16 protein-coding genes are annotated in these 17,209 nt (G+C 52.6%); 7 read left to right on the forward strand and 9 right to left on the reverse strand.

Features of this window, described 5'->3' with window-relative positions; genetic code table 11:
• The first annotated feature begins 246 nt into the window (after positions 1–246).
• The 3 genes from pfkB (at position 247) to CMQ96_RS00480 (ending at position 2,535) form a co-directional block, all read left to right on the forward strand.
• Positions 247–1,179: a 6-phosphofructokinase II gene (pfkB, locus tag CMQ96_RS00470; protein ID WP_024357880.1), complete on the forward strand. Its 933-nt coding sequence runs from the start codon at positions 247–249 to the stop codon at positions 1,177–1,179.
• A 92-nt stretch (positions 1,180–1,271) separates the two neighbouring features.
• On the forward strand, positions 1,272–1,556 hold the full coding sequence (gene ghoS / locus CMQ96_RS00475; RefSeq protein WP_004134059.1) for a type V toxin-antitoxin system endoribonuclease antitoxin GhoS: 285 nt from the start codon (positions 1,272–1,274) through the stop codon (positions 1,554–1,556).
• 106 nt (positions 1,557–1,662) lie between these two features.
• Complete coding sequence (locus tag CMQ96_RS00480) at positions 1,663–2,535, forward strand: fructosamine kinase family protein (RefSeq protein ID WP_024357879.1); 873 nt, start codon at positions 1,663–1,665, stop codon at positions 2,533–2,535.
• Between the two features lie 19 nt (positions 2,536–2,554).
• Here CMQ96_RS00480 and tonB read toward each other — a convergent pair whose 3' ends face one another.
• Positions 2,555–3,283, reverse strand: coding sequence for a TonB system transport protein TonB (gene tonB / locus CMQ96_RS00485; protein ID WP_217993227.1), 729 nt, complete (start codon positions 3,281–3,283; stop codon positions 2,555–2,557).
• 220 nt (positions 3,284–3,503) lie between these two features.
• Here tonB and CMQ96_RS00490 point away from each other — a divergent pair, with 220 nt between their 5' ends.
• A complete protein-coding gene (locus CMQ96_RS00490) occupies positions 3,504–3,800 on the forward strand; it encodes a YciI family protein (protein ID WP_004103089.1) in 297 nt (98 codons plus the stop codon).
• 58 nt (positions 3,801–3,858) lie between these two features.
• Here the strand turns inward: CMQ96_RS00490 and CMQ96_RS28240 are convergent, their stop codons facing one another.
• Positions 3,859–4,032, reverse strand: a complete 174-nt coding sequence (locus CMQ96_RS28240; RefSeq protein WP_004121687.1) for a YciY family protein — start codon at positions 4,030–4,032, stop codon at positions 3,859–3,861.
• Between the two features lie 143 nt (positions 4,033–4,175).
• Here CMQ96_RS28240 and cls point away from each other — a divergent pair, with 143 nt between their 5' ends.
• Positions 4,176–5,636 carry a cardiolipin synthase gene (gene cls, locus CMQ96_RS00500; RefSeq protein WP_004134054.1) on the forward strand — a complete coding sequence of 487 codons (1,461 nt, stop codon included), beginning with the start codon at positions 4,176–4,178 and terminating at the stop codon, positions 5,634–5,636.
• A gap of 34 nt (positions 5,637–5,670) precedes the next feature.
• The gene (locus tag CMQ96_RS00505) at positions 5,671–6,000 is read left to right on the forward strand and encodes an HI1450 family dsDNA-mimic protein (RefSeq protein WP_004103097.1); all 330 of its coding nucleotides are present in this window, start codon (positions 5,671–5,673) and stop codon (positions 5,998–6,000) included.
• Positions 6,001–6,067: 67 nt separating this feature from the next.
• Here the strand turns inward: CMQ96_RS00505 and CMQ96_RS00510 are convergent, their stop codons facing one another.
• The 7 genes from CMQ96_RS00510 to CMQ96_RS00540 all read right to left on the reverse strand — a co-directional run bounded on the left by CMQ96_RS00510 (position 6,068) and on the right by CMQ96_RS00540 (position 13,934).
• The gene (locus tag CMQ96_RS00510) at positions 6,068–6,904 is read right to left on the reverse strand and encodes an ion transporter (RefSeq protein ID WP_098065656.1); all 837 of its coding nucleotides are present in this window, start codon (positions 6,902–6,904) and stop codon (positions 6,068–6,070) included.
• Between the two features lie 45 nt (positions 6,905–6,949).
• A complete protein-coding gene (oppF, locus tag CMQ96_RS00515; RefSeq protein WP_004121693.1) occupies positions 6,950–7,954 on the reverse strand; it encodes a murein tripeptide/oligopeptide ABC transporter ATP-binding protein OppF in 1,005 nt (334 codons plus the stop codon).
• Positions 7,951–8,964, reverse strand: a complete 1,014-nt coding sequence (locus CMQ96_RS00520; protein ID WP_024357876.1) for an ABC transporter ATP-binding protein — start codon at positions 8,962–8,964, stop codon at positions 7,951–7,953. The genes oppF and CMQ96_RS00520 overlap by 4 nt, the downstream gene beginning before the upstream one ends.
• 11 nt (positions 8,965–8,975) lie before the next feature.
• On the reverse strand, positions 8,976–9,884 hold the full coding sequence (gene oppC / locus CMQ96_RS00525; RefSeq protein ID WP_049085441.1) for an oligopeptide ABC transporter permease OppC: 909 nt from the start codon (positions 9,882–9,884) through the stop codon (positions 8,976–8,978).
• Positions 9,885–9,898: 14 nt separating this feature from the next.
• Positions 9,899–10,819 carry an oligopeptide ABC transporter permease OppB gene (gene oppB, locus CMQ96_RS00530; RefSeq protein WP_004121700.1) on the reverse strand — a complete coding sequence of 307 codons (921 nt, stop codon included), beginning with the start codon at positions 10,817–10,819 and terminating at the stop codon, positions 9,899–9,901.
• 88 nt (positions 10,820–10,907) lie between these two features.
• Complete coding sequence (gene oppA / locus CMQ96_RS00535; RefSeq protein WP_004134042.1) at positions 10,908–12,539, reverse strand: oligopeptide ABC transporter substrate-binding protein OppA; 1,632 nt, start codon at positions 12,537–12,539, stop codon at positions 10,908–10,910.
• Between the two features lie 747 nt (positions 12,540–13,286).
• Entirely contained in the window at positions 13,287–13,934 is a 648-nt protein-coding gene (locus tag CMQ96_RS00540; RefSeq protein ID WP_004132196.1) for a YchE family NAAT transporter, read from the reverse strand.
• 478 nt (positions 13,935–14,412) lie between these two features.
• Here CMQ96_RS00540 and adhE point away from each other — a divergent pair, with 478 nt between their 5' ends.
• Positions 14,413–17,088, forward strand: a complete 2,676-nt coding sequence (gene adhE, locus CMQ96_RS00545) for a bifunctional acetaldehyde-CoA/alcohol dehydrogenase (RefSeq protein ID WP_004132197.1) — start codon at positions 14,413–14,415, stop codon at positions 17,086–17,088.
• Positions 17,089–17,209: the final 121 nt, after the last annotated feature.

Raw genomic sequence — 17,209 nt, forward strand, 5'->3', positions numbered from 1 at the left:
CCGGGAACTTTCGCGAGGATCGCTAATAGCCGGTCCTAAGAAAGGGAGTAAATTATAAAAAAGCACGATTAACTTAGCAATCAATTACTCTTTCGTTTTTTGTATAAGACGCTTCGCAAAACAATTTTTATTTCATAAAGATAAAAAGGGGTACCGGGGCATAAGCTAGTCGTCGCTTCCCCTTACCTCCTTTAAGTGCCATGCTTAAAATCAGAGCAGCTAAATTCGTATTATGGAGGAAACCGGATGACCAAAATCTATACGCTCACGTTAGCCCCCTCTCTCGACAGCGCCACGCAAACCCCGCAAATTTACCCGGAAGGCAAGCTACGCTGTAGCGCCCCCGTATTTGAACCCGGAGGCGGCGGTATTAACGTGGCGCGAGCCATCACTTTTCTTGGCGGCAGCGCCACGGCTATCTTTCCCGTCGGCGGCGCAACGGGTGAACACCTGACAGCGCTGCTGACGGATGAACACGTTCCCGTCGATACGGTAGAGACTCACGACTGGACGCGGCAGAATCTTCACGTTCATGTGAACGCCAGCGGCGAGCAATATCGTTTCGTGATGCCTGGCGCCGCATTAACTGCGGATGAGCTCCGCCTCATTGAGGAAAAAGTTCTCACTATCGCCCCCGGCTCGCTGCTGGTAATTAGCGGCAGTCTGCCGCCGGGCATCAGCGTCGAAAACCTGACGCAGCTGGTGAAAAACGCGCAGCGGCATGGATTGCGCTGTATTGTTGATAGTTCCGGCGATGCTCTCGCCGCAGCGCTTGATGTCGGCAATATTGAACTGGTTAAACCGAACCAGAAAGAGCTGAGCGCGCTGGTCCAGCGGGATCTGAGCCAGCCGGATGATGTGCGGCTCGCCGCGCAAGAGTTAATTCGTTCCGGCAAAGTCCAGCGCGTCGTCGTCTCCCTGGGAGCACAGGGAGCGCTTGGTGTTGACGCCGATGGTAGCGTTCAGGTCGTACCGCCGCCGATGAAAAGCCAGAGTACCGTCGGCGCCGGTGACAGCATGGTTGGCGCGATGACCTTAAGGCTGGCGGAAAATGCCTCGCTTGAAGATATGGTTCGCTTTGGCGTCGCGGCGGGTAGCGCGGCCACCATCAATCAGGGCACCCGCCTTTGCTCGCAGGAAAATACGCAAAAAATCTACGATTATCTGCGCGGTTTATAATCTCCTTCTCTCCCTCTGGCAAAACGGAGGGAGTCGCCAAATCAGCATGATGGTCTATGCTAAAAATGCCATGGATAACAACGGGGTGAAAAATGAGTAGCGAAATTACCGCCTGGGTCGTCACGGTTCGTTTCCACGAAGAGACGTTAACGGAAATTAACGAACTCAGTAATCATCTCACTCGCGCCGGGTTTACCCTTGTCTTAAACGATGATGAAGGGAACGTCCACGAGCTCGGCACCAATACCTTCGGCCTGCTTTCCATGCAGAATGCCGATGAAGTTAAAGCGTTAAGCGCGGGTTTGGCCGAAACCGCGCTGGGAAGAGCCGTTGACGTCACCGTGTCAACATTCAGCGAGTGGATAAAAGCTCAATAAGTGCGATTGACGCAACGGAAAACGTTCAGTTGTGCGTCAGTTCGAATTTTACGCCGGGGTTATGCGCTAACCTTATGAAATGTTGGAAGACATGGGGAGAGACGGCATGTGGCAAGCTATCAGCAATTTGTTAAGCGATTTGCATACCGAAGCAGCTGAAATCGAACTGCGAAACGAACTACCCGGTGGAGAGATCCACGCCGCCTGGCATTTACGCTTTGGCGGACGCGATTACTTCGTAAAATGCGACGAACGTGAGCTTTTACCCATCTTCACGGCCGAGGCAGACCAGCTTGAGCTGCTGTCGCGAAGTAAAACCGTGAACGTACCGCAGGTTTTTGCCGTAGGCAGCGATCGTGATTATAGTTTTCTGGTCATGGAATATCTCCCCCCTCGCCCGCTGGATGCGCACAACGCTTTCCTGTTAGGCCAGCAAATCGCCCATTTGCATCAATGGAGCGATCAGCCGCAGTTTGGTCTGGATTTTGACAATGACCTTTCCACGACTCCCCAGCCGAACGCCTGGCAGCGTCGCTGGTCCACGTTCTTTGCCGAACAGCGCATCGGCTGGCAGCTCGAGCTCGCCGCCGAGAAAGGCCTGCATTTTGGCGATATCGATAGCCTTGTTGATATTATTCAGCAGCGGTTGAGCAATCATCAGCCGCAGCCGTCGCTGCTCCACGGTGATTTATGGTCCGGTAACTGCGCGCTTGGGCCAAACGGACCCTATATTTTCGACCCCGCTTGCTACTGGGGCGATCGCGAATGCGATCTGGCGATGCTCCCGCTGCATCCGGAACAGCCGCCGCAAATCTATGATGGCTATCAATCCGTTTCGCCGCTACCGTCCGGGTTTCTTGAGCGGCAACCCATCTACCAGCTCTATACGCTGCTGAATCGCGCAATTCTGTTTGGCGGACAACATCTGGTGACGGCGCAGAAAGCGCTTGATGACGTGTTCATGGATAAGGCCCCGTAAGGGGCCTTGCTTATGCGGATTAGCTGATTTGTACGCCTTTCAGGCGGAACTGAATGGTCATGGTAATGCCGGTTCCTGGTTTACCCGGTTCATAGCGCCATTTACGTAAAGCGTTTTTCACTTCACGCTCAAACATGTTGGCCGGCTGGGCAGAGAGGATCTGCACGTTATCCACGCGCCCTTCCGCCGTGACGTCGAACTTAACCCGAACATTCCCTTCAATGCGCAGCGCCTGCGCACGAGCAGGATAGCTCGGTTCTCCACGGCTTAACGCCCGCGGTCCGGTCGGCGCCGTGACGGTCGGTTTAGCGTTCGCGGTTGAGGTGCTCGGCGCGGTGCGCGCTGGCGCCGTATTTGTATTTTCAAACGGCGAGGCCGGGCGCGTTTCCGCCGGTTTTACATCACGCTTCGGTTGCTCAACCTTTTTTTCCGGCTTCGGTTTAGGCTTTGGCTTCGGTTTAGGTTTCGGTTTATGGATAACGACCGGCGCCTCTTTTGGCGGTTCAGGAATCACTTCCGATTCCGGCTCTGGTTCCGGTTCAACGATGGGTTCAACGACCGGCTGAGCCGCCTGAGGCGGTTCCAGATCTGCCGGGGCCACCATAGTAATCTCAATGGGCTGTGAGGGTGACGGCCGTTCAATAACCTGATGTACCGAAGTATAGAGCAGCGCCGCGACAACACCGCCGTGGATAACCACAGACAGTAGCGTGGGCCACGGAAAGCGGCGAGGTAAATCAAAGGTCATTGCGCTCATAGTCGTTTCTGTTGAAAAATGATGCCCCGATTTTAAATGCAAATAGCAATCATATTCAACTAGGGTTGTTGGCTTGTATCAAAATTTGCCCTGATTTATGACAAAAAGCCGCCGGGACGTGGCATTCTGGGGATCGTGAGCATCTTTGCATTGCAGTCAACGACGGTTTCACTTAACGTGATTCGCCAATTTATTGATAAGGAGCCATGCCGTGCTTTACGTTATCTACGCTGAAGATATCGCCGACTCTCTGGAAAAACGGACGTCGGTACGTCCCGCCCACCTGGCGCGTTTGCAATTATTACATGATGAAGGTCGTTTACTGACCGCCGGCCCAATGCCCGCAGTCGACAGTAATGAACCCGGCGCGGCGGGCTTCACCGGCTCAACGGTAATTGCGGAATTTGAATCACTGGAAGCGGCGCAATCATGGGCCAATGACGATCCGTATATCGCCGCAGGGGTTTATCAGAAAGTATCTGTAAAACCGTATAAAAAAGTATTCTAAAGAACCAAATGTTGGCAAAAAACAGAGGCACCGCGAGCGGTGCCTTTTGTTTCGACTCTCAAAACTCAGAGAAGGTGAACAGCAGAGAGTGTCGTTGCCGCTTAACCAGCTCTTTTCTGATGGCGAGGATGCGCATATTACGACGCGACTGGCCTTCCAGCCAGCGTGCTTTACGGCGGCTCACCTGCCGAAGCATGCGCCAGCGCCCTACTTCCGTTCTACTACGCTTCATTACAACTACTCTACGAGTGAAAACAGCCTGCATTATAGACCGATGAATCTGGCTAACCAACGCTTTCGCTGCGTTTTTATTTGCCAGATGGATGTTGATGCGTAAACTCATGTCATCAAGTCATTCAAAAGGATTTTTCATCTATGACAACCTTTTACACGGTGGTGAACTGGCTGGTTATACTTGGTTACTGGCTACTTATCGCCGGTGTAACATTACGGATATTAATGAAAAGACGCGCGGTCCCGTCAGCGATGGCCTGGCTGCTTGTCATTTATATTCTTCCGCTGGTGGGAATTATCGCCTATCTCTCGTTCGGCGAACTGCATCTGGGTAAACGCCGCGCCGAGCGCGCGCGGGCCATGTGGCCCTCGACGGCCAAGTGGTTAAAAGATCTCAAAGCCTGCAAGCATATCTTTGCCGATGATAATAGCCCGGTCGCCGAATCGTTGTTCAAACTCTGCGAACGCCGTCAGGGAATTGGCGGCGTCAAAGGAAACCAGCTCCAGCTGCTCACCGAGTCCGATGACGTCATGCAAGCGCTCATCCGCGATATCCAGCTCGCCCGGCACAATATTGAGATGGTCTTCTATATCTGGCAGCCTGGCGGCATGGCCGACCAGGTCGCCGAATCATTAATGGCGGCGGCCAGACGCGGTGTACATTGCCGGCTGATGCTCGACTCCGCCGGGAGCGTGGCCTTTTTCCGCAGCCCCTGGGCTGCGATGATGCGTAATGCCGGCATTGAAGTCGTCGAAGCGCTGAAGGTCAACCTGATGCGCGTCTTCCTGCGCCGTATGGACCTGCGTCAGCACCGTAAAATGGTCATGATCGATAACTATATTGCCTATACCGGCAGTATGAATCTGGTTGATCCGCGTTTCTTTAAGCAGGACTCCGGCGTTGGCCAGTGGATCGATCTGATGGCGCGAATGGAAGGGCCTGTAGCGACAGCCATGGGCATTGTCTACTCCTGCGACTGGGAGATTGAAACCGGTAAACGTATTTTACCGCCGCCGCCGGACGCGAACATTATGCCGTTCGAAGAGGCCAGCGGGCACACGATTCACACTATCGCCTCGGGCCCGGGCTTTCCGGAAGATTTGATCCATCAGGCTCTGCTCACTGCCGCCTACGCGGCCAAAGAGCATTTGATCATGACGACTCCCTACTTTGTGCCCAGTGACGATCTTCTGCATGCCATCTGCACCGCCGCCCAGCGCGGCGTCGATGTCAGCATCATCCTGCCGCGCAAGAACGACTCGCTGCTGGTGGGCTGGGCCAGCCGCGCCTTCTTTACCGAACTGCTGGCTGCCGGGGTGAAGATCTACCAGTTTGAAGGCGGCCTGCTGCATACCAAGAGCGTGCTGGTTGACGGCGAGCTCAGCCTGGTGGGCACCGTTAACCTCGACATGCGCAGCCTGTGGTTGAACTTCGAGATTACGCTGGTGATTGACGATGCCGGATTTGGCAGCGATCTGGCCGCGGTGCAGGATGATTATATCTCCCGCTCGCGCCTGCTGGACGCCAGGCTATGGTTAAAACGTCCGCTGTGGCAGCGGATCGCCGAGCGACTGTTTTACTTCTTCAGTCCGTTGCTGTAAAACGTGCCAATCAGATGTTTAATGGGTAGCAATCATGGATATGGATTTAAACAATCGCCTGACCGAAGACGAAACGCTTGAACAGGCTTACGACATTTTCCTCGAGCTGGCCGTCGACAACCTCGACCCGGCGGATGTCATTCTGTTCAATCTGCAGTTTGAAGAACGCGGCGGCGCTGAGCTCTTTGACCCGGCGCCTGACTGGGAAGAGCACGTCGATTTTGACCTCAACCCTGACTTCTTCGCGGAAGTGGTCATTGGCCTGGCCGATGAAGATGGCGGCGAGATTAACGATATTTTTGCGCGCGTGCTGCTGTGCCGTGAAAAAGACCACAAGCTCTGTCATATCCTGTGGCGCGAATAAAATCTTTCTTAAGTAAATAACGATACAGAATAAGCCTGCCGGGTTTAACCAGAGCAGGCTTTTTTATTTATTCGGGTAGTTTACTGCCGCAGGCGTTGCAGTAGCGGGCGTCTTTTTCATGATTTGCATGCTGACAATTCGAACATATGCGCTGAGTACGGCGATTCTGAAAGGTCGTGGTCATATGGGTGGTAATTAAGCCGGTGGGAATCGCAATAATTGAGTAGCCGATTAAGATAAGGATGGAGGCCAGAATTCGCCCGAGCGGCGTATGCGGCGTGATGTCGCCATATCCCACCGTGGTTATCGTCACAATCGCCCAGTAAACCGACGCATTCAGCGTAGTAAACCCATATCGCGGCCCCTCAACCAGATACATCAGGGCGCCAAAAATCACCATCACGATGGCAATAAAAGAGTAGAACAGAATCAACTGGTGGCGAGCGCTGACGATGGCGGTCCAGAAAATATTCAGCGACGGCATAAAACGCAGCAGTTTAAGAATACGCAGAGCGCGAATCGCGCGCATGGCCCGCCAGGCGAACACGTACTCAATACTGATCTCAGGCCATAGCCACATTACGTAGAGCGGTAAGATAGTGGCAAGATCAATAATTCCCCAAAAGCTGAAAATATACTTTAGCGGATTCGGCCAACTGATAATGCGCAGAATATACTCGCAGGTAAAAACCGCGGTGACAATAAGCTCAAGCCAGACAAAGACATGCCATTCATCTACCGTCAGATGATATTGCGTTCCCAATCCGGACTCGATAAATATCACCAGCACGCTAAGCAGCGCAAAGAGGCCGCAGAATCCCTCAAAATGCCGGCCGGTGCGACGGTTTTGATCGAAGAGTAAATGATACAGCCGCAGACGAGCGGCATGAATATGAAAAGCCACGTTAACCTCGCTAAAAAAAGGGCTGACCTGCGTCAGCCCCAGAGATTATAACGGGTCTACCTTCAGGCAGGAAACCGCGTGTCGGAAACTGCCCTCCAGCACCGGTCGCGTCTTAGCGCACTCCGGCCCGGCAATCGGGCACCGCGTGCGAAATACGCATCCCGACGGCGGGTTAATCGGCGATGGCAATTCCCCCTCCAGCAGTTGGATAGTTTTATTCTTCTCTTTATCGGGGTCCGGCACCGGCACCGCCGACATCAGCGCTTTGGTATAAGGATGCAGCGGATTATGGTACACCTCATCGTAGGTGCCCAGTTCCACGGCATGCCCGAGATACATCACCAGTACGCGGTCAGAAATGTGCTTCACCACCGCCAGATCGTGGGCGATAAAAATCAGCGATAGTCCCATTTCACGCTGCAGCTGCTGCAGCAGATTCACTACCTGCGCCTGAATCGACACATCCAGCGCCGAAACCGGCTCATCGCAAATAATGAGCTTCGGCTCAAGAATGAGCGCACGGGCAATACCGATGCGCTGACACTGGCCGCCGGAGAACTCATGCGGGTAGCGGTTAATCAGGTTCGGCAGCAGCCCCACTTTCATCATCATCGCCTTAACGCGATCGCGAACTTCCTGACGCGGCATTTTCGGATGATAGGTACGCAGCGGCTCGGCGATAATTTCCCCGATAGTCATGCGCGGGTTTAGCGACGCCAGCGGATCCTGAAAGATCATCTGAATATCGCTGCGCACGTCGCGCCATTCGTCGGCCTTCATTCCCAGCAAATCTTTACCTAGCCAGGCGACTTTACCGTCGGTGGCTTTGACCAGACCAATGATCGCGCGCGCGAAGGTCGATTTTCCGCATCCGGACTCGCCGACCACGCCCAGGGTTTCACCTTCATACAGACGCAGCGTTACGCCATCCACCGCTTTCAGCGTTTTCGACGGCTGCCAGAACCACTGTTTACCGTCTTTAATATCAAAGTGCACTTTCAGATCGGCGATTTCGAGCAGGACTTTTCTTTGTTCCGTTACGGCGTTCATAGCAAATCCCCCACCGGTTGAAAGCAGGCGCGCAGGCGGCCCGGTGCAAACTCCTCCAGAGGCGGAGCGCTATTGCAAATTTCCATCGCATGCGGACAGCGCGGCTGGAACGGACAGCCCTTCGGCAGCCGCAGCAGGTTCGGCGGATTGCCCGGAATCGTTAACAGAGCATCGCCTTCCGCATCCAGCCGCGGCACCGCATTGAGCAGACCGATAGAATAAGGGTGCGATGGTTGATAAAAGACGTCGCGCGCCTGACCATATTCCATCGTACGCCCGGCGTACATTACCAGCACCTTATCGCAGATCCCGGCGACGACGCCGAGATCGTGGGTAATCATAATGATCGCCGTATTGAACTCGCGCTTGAGCTCATTAAGCAGCGTCATGATTTGCGCCTGTACGGTCACGTCCAGCGCCGTTGTCGGCTCATCGGCAATCAGCAGCTTAGGCCGGCACAGCAGCGCCATCGCAATCATTACGCGCTGGCGCATGCCGCCGGAAAATTCGTGCGGATACATTTTCATCCGTTTACGCGCTTCGGGCATTTTGACCGCGTCCAGCATTTTCACCGACTCTTCAAAGGCTTCGGCTTTGCTCAACGCTTTATGCAGCATCAGGACTTCCATCAGCTGCTCCCCTACCCGCATATACGGATTCAGCGAGGTCATCGGGTCCTGAAAAATCATTGAGATCTGCTCGGCGCGCAGCTTATTCAGTTCGCGCTCCGGAAGGTTGAGGATCTGCTTACCGTTAAAGGTCGCAGAACCGCCGATGCGACCGTTCGCCGCCAGCAGGCCCATCAGCGCAAAAGCGGTCTGCGATTTGCCGGAACCGGACTCGCCCACGATGCCTAAGGTTTCCCCTGCCCGCAGATTAAAATTGAGATCGTTGACCGCGGTCACATCACCATCGGGAGTACCAAAGGTGACGCGGAGATCTTTCACATCCAGAAGCAGTCCGGATTGTTGTGCTGCCTGCGGCGCTTTCGCCGTTTCCATCGTACTCATGTCGGCGCTCCTTAGCGGTCTTTCGGGTCGAGGGCATCACGCAGGCCATCGCCGATAAAGTTAAAACAAAACAGCGTTACCACCAGGAAACCGGCAGGAAACAGAAGTAGCCACGGCGAAACTTCCATCGAGTTGGCGCCATCGCTGAGCAGCGCGCCCCAGCTGCTTAACGGCTCCTGGGTACCCAGGCCGAGGAAGCTCAGGAAGGATTCGAACAAAATCATGCTCGGCACCAGCAGTGAGGCATACACCACGACCACGCCAAGCACGTTAGGCACGATATGGCGGATAACGATATTGCCCGTTGAAACGCCGCCAACCTGCGCAGCTTCAATAAACTCTTTACGCTTCAGGCTCAGGGTCTGGCCGCGAACGATACGCGCCATATCCAGCCAGGAGACCATCCCGATGGCAACGAAAATCAGCAGGATATTCTGACCAAAAAAGGTCACCAGCAGGATGACGAAGAACATAAACGGGAAGGAGTTGAGGATTTCCAGCAGACGCATCATTACCGAATCCACTTTGCCGCCAAGATAGCCGGAAAGCGACCCGTAAAGCGTTCCCAGAATCACCGCCACCAGCGCAGCGGCCACGCCGACCATTAATGAGATACGCCCGCCAATCGCCACCCGCACCAGCAGGTCGCGGCCGGAAGAGTCGGTACCAAAGTAGTGCCCGGACTCCGTATCGGGCGCGCTGGACATCATGCCCCAATCGGTATCGTAATAGGAAAACTGCGATACCATCGGCGCGATGGTGACAAACAGCGCAATAATCACCAGCACAATCAGGCTGGCGACGGCAGCGCGGTTATGCATAAAGCGGCGGCGAGCGTCCTGCCAGAGGCTGCGTCCCTCGACTTCCAGCTTTTCACTGAAGTTTTCCAGCGCCTCGTTGTTTTTCTTACTTAACATCATGGCGAACCCCAGCGTTAGTAACGGATCTTCGGATCGATAACGGCGTACAGCACGTCAACAATCGCGTTAAACAGAATGGTCAATGCGCCCACCAGAATGGTCAGACTAAGGACCAGCGAGTAGTCGCGGTTCAGCGCGCCGTTGACGAACAGTTGACCGATTCCCGGCAGGCCATAGATGGTTTCGATAACCATTGAGCCGGTAATAATGCCGACAAAGGCGGGCCCCATATAGGAGAGCACCGGCAGCAGCGCGGGCTTTAATGCATGGCGCAGAATAATGCGCCGCATCGGTAAGCCTTTTGCCCGGGCGGTGCGAATGAAGTTAGAGTGGAGAACTTCGATCATAGAGCCACGGGTAATACGCGCGATGCTGGCGATATAGGCCAACGACAGGGCGACCATCGGCAAAATCATATATTGCAGCGCCCCGCCGTTCCATCCGCCGCCCGGCAGCCAGTGCAGGGTGATAGCAAATATCATGACCAGTAACGGCGCGACCACGAAACTCGGTATCACCACCCCGGTCATTGCCACCCCCATCACGGCAAAATCCCATTTTGTATTTTGCTTCAAAGCCGCAATCACCCCGGCGCTCACGCCAAGCACAACCGCCAGAAAAAACGCGGCGAAGCCTAATTTGGCTGACACCGGGAAGCTGGAAGCGACCAGATCGTTAACCGAGTAATCTTTATATTTAAAGGAAGGACCGAAATCACCGTGCGCCAGCTGCTTCAGGTAATTGAAGTACTGGGTCATGATGGGGTCGTTTAAATGGTATTTTGCTTCAATATTCGCCATGACTTCCGGCGGCAGCGTACGTTCACCGGTAAAAGGGCTTCCCGGTGCAAGACGCATCATGAAGAAAGAGATAGTAATAAGAATAAATAGCGTCGGAATCGCTTCCAGACAGCGACGAAAGATGAATTTTAACATTGCCCGTACCTTCTGGCCTGTGCCTTTAATAGTGCGATGAAATAAGACACCGTGAGGCAAGCGTTAACGCCTGCCCCACGTATTGCCATTAGTGCTTCACAATGTACATATTTCTTGTATAGGTATTATCCAGCGGGTCTTTGCCTGTATAGCCACCTACCCACGGTTTAACCAAACGGGCGTTGACATAATAGAAGACCGGTACGATGACGGAGTCTTTATCCAGCTGCTGCTCAGATTGCGCATAGAGGTCCGCGCGTTTCCCTTCGTCGCTGGTTTTCAGCGTTTCAGCGATAATCTTGTCGAAAGCCGGGCTCTTATAATGTGATGTGTTGTTTGAGCTGTCGCTCAGCATCGTATTGAGGAAGGAGGTCGGTTCGTTATAGTCCGCACACCAGCCGGCGCGCGCAATATCAAAGGTGCCCTGATGGCGGTTATCAAGGAAGGTTTTCCATTCCTGGTTTTCCAGCTTCACGTTTACGCCGAGGTTTTTCTTCCAGATGGACGCCACCGCGATAGCCAGTTTTTTGTGCAAATCGGAAGTGTTATACAGCAGATTGAAGGTCAGCGGCTTATCAGCGCTATAGCCCGCTTCGGCCAGCAATTTTTTCGCTTCTTCGTTACGTTTTTCCTGCGACCACTTGAACCACTCGGGCTCAATAAGCTTCATGCCATCGGTATAAGGCGGCGTGTAGCTATAGGCTGGCAGGTCGCCCTGGTTCTTCACTTTATTGACAATAATGTCGCGATCCAGCGCCATCTTCAGAGCCGTACGCACGCGAACGTCGGTAAACGGGGCTTTCTGGTTATTGATTTCGTAATAATAAGTACACAGATACGGATCGACGTGAACTTCCTTCGGGATCTCTTTTTTCAGTTTCTGGAACAGCTCGATCGGCATGTTGTTATAGGTCATATCGATTTCACCGCTGCGGTAGCGGTTAACGTCGGTGACTTCTGAAGAAATCGGCAGGAAGGTGACCTGATTAATCACGGTTTTGGCGTTATCCCAGTAGTTGGTATTACGCTCCAGAACAATGCGTTCGTTAACAACCCAATCTTTTAATTTATACGCGCCATTGCTGACGATATTGGCCGGCTGGGTCCATTTGTCACCGAATTTCTCAATGGCGGATTTAGGTACCGGCGAAACGGATGGGTGAACGAGCAGTTTGTAGAAGTACGGCACCGGTTCGCTAAGGGTCACTTCAAAGGTATGATCGTCAAGCGCTTTTACGCCCAGATCGGTCGCTGGTTTTTTCCCGGCGATAATGTCGTCAATATTGGCTAAATGACCATACTGCAGATAGCTTGCATAAGGAGAAGCGGTTTTCGGATCCGCCAGGCGCTGCCAGCTATAAACGAAATCTTGTGCCGTAACCGGCGTGCCGTCGGACCACTTTGCATCTTTACGTAGATGGAAGGTCCAGACTTTAAAATCTTTGTTGTCCCATTTTTCCGCAACGCCCGCGACCGGATGACCGTCGAGGTCGCTTACCAGCAGCCCTTCAAACAAATCGCGGTTAATATTGGACTCCGGCACGCCTTCAATTTTATGCGGATCGAGGGACTGAACTTCGGAGCCGTTGTTACGTACCAGCGTTTGTTTGTCCGCCAGCTGTACCCCTGCCGGTACATCTGCCGCAACGGCGGCGTTGATGGTCATTAACGCAGAGAGTACTCCTGCGGCTACCAGGCTTTTTTTCGTGATGATGGTCATGTGTTTGTTACTCCAATCATTATAATTACTGGTTATTTAACCAGCCTGTTTTCTCTTTTCTGGATTCTGAACAGTGCAGGAGTTTATGCTGCTGTCAGAGAGTACTGCTTGCTATCACCGACTTATTTATTACGGCCGCTCAAACGGCAGCCTTGACGTCGATTCTTACCCCCCTGTCCGGAGGCAATTTTAGTCCCGAGGGGCTATATAATAAAAATTCTCATTTGCGTAGGTATTCCGCCAAAGATCACGCCGGAAAGTACCAAAACGCTTTATTGTCCGCCAATGCAATTTGCAAATATGTTACCGAATTCTCTTTTGTGGCCCGCAGGCGGCGGAGTTTTATTCCCTTATTCGCACGGCCAAGTTTATTAATCTTATTACTATCAAAGGATTGTGATAAATCCCTCACGCTATGCGTCATCCCGCGCCGAACAGCTGCTTTTTTGTACGAAAATTTAACAATCGCTTATTATTTAGCACATTCATCTGCTTCATAGGGGAAATTACTAATATCATTTCGATTATCAGACGGCAAGCACCAGAGAATGATGTGAAGAAAATAACAGTAATTAATGTGGGTAAAAAGCCGCGATGGTGACGAGGGGAATGGGTAAATTCTTGATAATAAACAGTAATGACAAAGCATTAGAAAAGCGTATTGCAGGGCGGAAAATCACTTTTTTTAATATGTTTTGCCGATAATGAGCAAACGCGGAACAGATTGTCCCGCGAGTCGGACGCTGGTTAATTCACGAGGCCAGGAAAGAGCGCCTTAATCCCGGTAACGATGAACTCGATCCCAAGCGCCATCAGCAACAGCCCCATGATACGGGTAATCACGTTAATGCCGGTTTGGCCAAGCAGGCGAACCAGCCAGGGGGCCATACGGAAAATCCCCCAGCAGCACAGCGCAAAAAGAGCAATCGCCACTGAAAATCCGACAAAATGGGCGACGCTATGGTAGCGGGTTCCCCAGACAATGGTTGAGCTGATGGCGCCGGGTCCCGCCATCAGAGGCAGCGCCAGCGGAACAACGCCGATACTTTCGCGAATGGCCGTTTCTGATTTTTCTTGCTTGTTCTGTTTGTCCTCCCCAAGCTTGCCGCTGATCATCGACATGGCGATGGTGACGACCAGAATTCCGCCAGCAATACGGAATGAATCGATGGAAATCCCGAAGACCTGCAGAATCGCGTCGCCTAAAAATAGCGATGTGAGCAGGATAATGGCCACCGACAGGTTGGCTGTCAGGTTGGTTTTGTTACGCACCGCCGCCGTCTGGTAGCTGGTCATGCTAATAAAGACCGGGATAATGCCTACCGGGTTGACCAGCGCAAATAATCCAATAAAAAATTTAAAGTAAGCTGAAAAATCAAACATCGACTGAATCACAGGGCGCTCCGCAGCATCATTAAAAATGGCTGTTGATAGTTACCAGCATAAAATATCCGCGAGAAGATACGCTGTTTGATGGCATAATTCATCTCTGCTGACGCATAAGCTCATAATTACGCTCGGATGTTACTTATTTGTTTCCGCAATGCTATTTAATCCTTTAATTAGCATACCTAATCATTACACTTGATCAAACAGGTCAAAAAACGACCTGCTGAAAGGTATCAGCTTGGCTGATTATTGATTTAGATCACATAAATTGTACCCAGAAGTGAGTAACCTTGTTTACATCCAGCGAGGAGGCAAAACAGCGGTACCTGAAAGAATAAAGCAAAGCTTTTTTAGTCAATCGGTGAAGTCAGAAGCACAAAATTCTTTACGTTAACATTTACATGCAAGCCGTTAACACAATGTCTATACTGTCGAATCGAGCTACTGATTGACTAAAAAAGTTTAACATTATCAGGAGAGCATTATGGCTGTTACTAATGTCGCTGAACTTAACGCACTCGTAGAGCGCGTAAAAAAAGCCCAGCGTGAATATGCCAGTTTCACTCAAGAACAAGTCGACAAAATCTTCCGCGCCGCCGCTCTGGCCGCTGCTGATGCTCGAATCCCTCTCGCGAAGATGGCCGTTGCCGAATCCGGCATGGGTATCGTCGAAGATAAAGTGATCAAAAACCACTTTGCTTCTGAATACATCTATAACGCCTATAAAGATGAAAAGACCTGCGGTGTCCTGTCTGAAGATGACACCTTCGGTACGATCACCATCGCTGAACCGATTGGTATTATCTGCGGTATCGTCCCAACCACTAACCCGACTTCAACTGCGATCTTTAAATCTCTGATCAGCCTGAAGACGCGTAACGCCATCATCTTCTCTCCGCATCCGCGTGCTAAAGATGCAACCAATAAAGCTGCTGACATCGTCCTGCAGGCTGCGATCGCTGCCGGCGCGCCGAAAGATCTGATTGGTTGGATTGACCAGCCTTCCGTAGAACTGTCGAACGCGCTGATGCACCACCCGGATATCAACCTGATCCTCGCGACCGGCGGTCCAGGCATGGTTAAAGCGGCGTACAGTTCCGGTAAACCTGCCATCGGCGTTGGCGCGGGTAACACCCCGGTTGTCATCGACGAAACGGCTGATATCAAGCGTGCTGTCGCTTCCGTACTGATGTCAAAAACCTTCGATAACGGCGTTATTTGTGCTTCTGAGCAGTCCGTTGTGGTTGTTGATTCCGTATACGATGCCGTTCGCGAACGTTTCTCCAGCCACGGCGGCTATCTGCTGCAGGGCCAGGAACTGAAGGCTGTGCAGAACATCATCCTGAAAAACGGCGCGCTGAACGCCGCGATCGTTGGTCAACCAGCGTATAAAATCGCTGAGCTGGCTGGCTTCACCGTCCCTGTTTCCACCAAAATTCTGATTGGTGAAGTTACCGACGTTGATGAAAGCGAACCGTTTGCCCACGAAAAACTGTCTCCGACACTGGCGATGTATCGTGCGAAGAATTTCGAAGACGCAGTTGATAAAGCTGAAAAACTGGTAGCAATGGGCGGCATCGGCCACACCTCCTGCCTGTATACCGACCAGGACAACCAGCCAGAACGCGTTGCTTACTTCGGCCAGTTGATGAAAACCGCGCGTATCCTGATCAACACCCCGGCTTCTCAGGGTGGTATCGGTGACCTGTATAACTTCAAACTCGCACCTTCCCTGACTCTGGGTTGTGGTTCATGGGGTGGTAACTCCATCTCGGAAAACGTTGGTCCTAAGCACCTGATCAACAAGAAAACCGTTGCTAAGCGAGCTGAAAACATGTTGTGGCACAAACTTCCGAAATCTATCTACTTCCGTCGTGGCTCACTGCCAATCGCGCTGGATGAAGTGATTACTGATGGTCACAAACGCGCGCTGATCGTGACCGACCGCTTCCTGTTCAACAACGGCTATGCAGACCAGATCACTTCTGTGCTGAAAGCCGCTGGCGTAGAAACGGAAGTTTTCTTTGAAGTTGAAGCTGACCCGACCCTGACCATCGTACGTAAAGGCGCTGAGCTGGCCAACTCCTTCAAACCAGACGTGATTATCGCGCTGGGCGGCGGCTCCCCGATGGATGCTGCGAAAATTATGTGGGTCATGTACGAACATCCGGAAACCCACTTCGAAGAACTGGCGCTGCGCTTTATGGATATCCGTAAACGTATCTACAAGTTCCCGAAAATGGGCGTCAAAGCGAAGATGGTGGCGATCACCACGACTTCCGGCACCGGTTCTGAAGTTACGCCGTTCGCCGTGGTTACCGATGACGCAACCGGTCAGAAATATCCGCTGGCAGACTATGCGCTGACTCCGGACATGGCGATTGTTGACGCCAACCTGGTTATGGAAATGCCGAAGTCACTGTGTGCTTTCGGTGGTCTGGATGCCGTGACGCATGCCCTGGAAGCTTACGTTTCCGTACTGGCTTCCGAGTTCTCTGACGGTCAGGCTCTGCAGGCGCTTAAGCTGCTGAAAGAAAACCTGCCGGCGTCCTACCATGAAGGGTCTAAAAACCCGGTAGCGCGTGAGCGTGTACACAGTGCTGCGACCATCGCCGGTATCGCGTTTGCGAACGCCTTCCTGGGCGTATGTCACTCAATGGCGCACAAACTGGGCTCTCAGTTCCACATTCCTCACGGTCTGGCGAACGCCCTGTTGATCAGCAACGTGATTCGTTATAACGCTAACGACAACCCGACCAAACAGACGGCCTTCAGCCAGTACGACCGTCCACAGGCTCGTCGTCGCTACGCTGAAATCGCTGACCATCTGGGTCTGACTGCTCCGGGTGACCGCACCGCAGCGAAAATCGAAAAACTGCTTGGCTGGTTGGACGAAATTAAAGCTGAACTGGGTATTCCTAAGTCTATCCGCGAAGCTGGCGTGCAGGAAGCTGACTTCCTGGCCCACGTTGATAAGCTGTCTGAAGACGCTTTTGACGACCAGTGCACCGGCGCAAACCCGCGCTACCCGCTGATCGCCGAGCTGAAACAGATTCTGCTGGATACCTTCTACGGACGTAACTACGTTGAAGGCGGTGTGGAAGAGAAAAAAGAAGCCGCACCGGCTAAAGCTGAGAAGAAAGCGAAAAAATCCGCTTAATCCAACAGCTGTAAAGTCAGTGACGCGAAGCCCCATCTTTTGATGGGGCTTTTTTTATCCGCCGTTCAGCAGCCGACAAATCGCCTCAGACAGCCGAAACGTATAATCCAGGCGCTAGCTT

This window comes from Klebsiella sp. MBT K-1, from assembly GCF_002556465.1.
Classification (GTDB): Bacteria; Pseudomonadota; Gammaproteobacteria; order Enterobacterales; family Enterobacteriaceae; genus Klebsiella; species Klebsiella grimontii.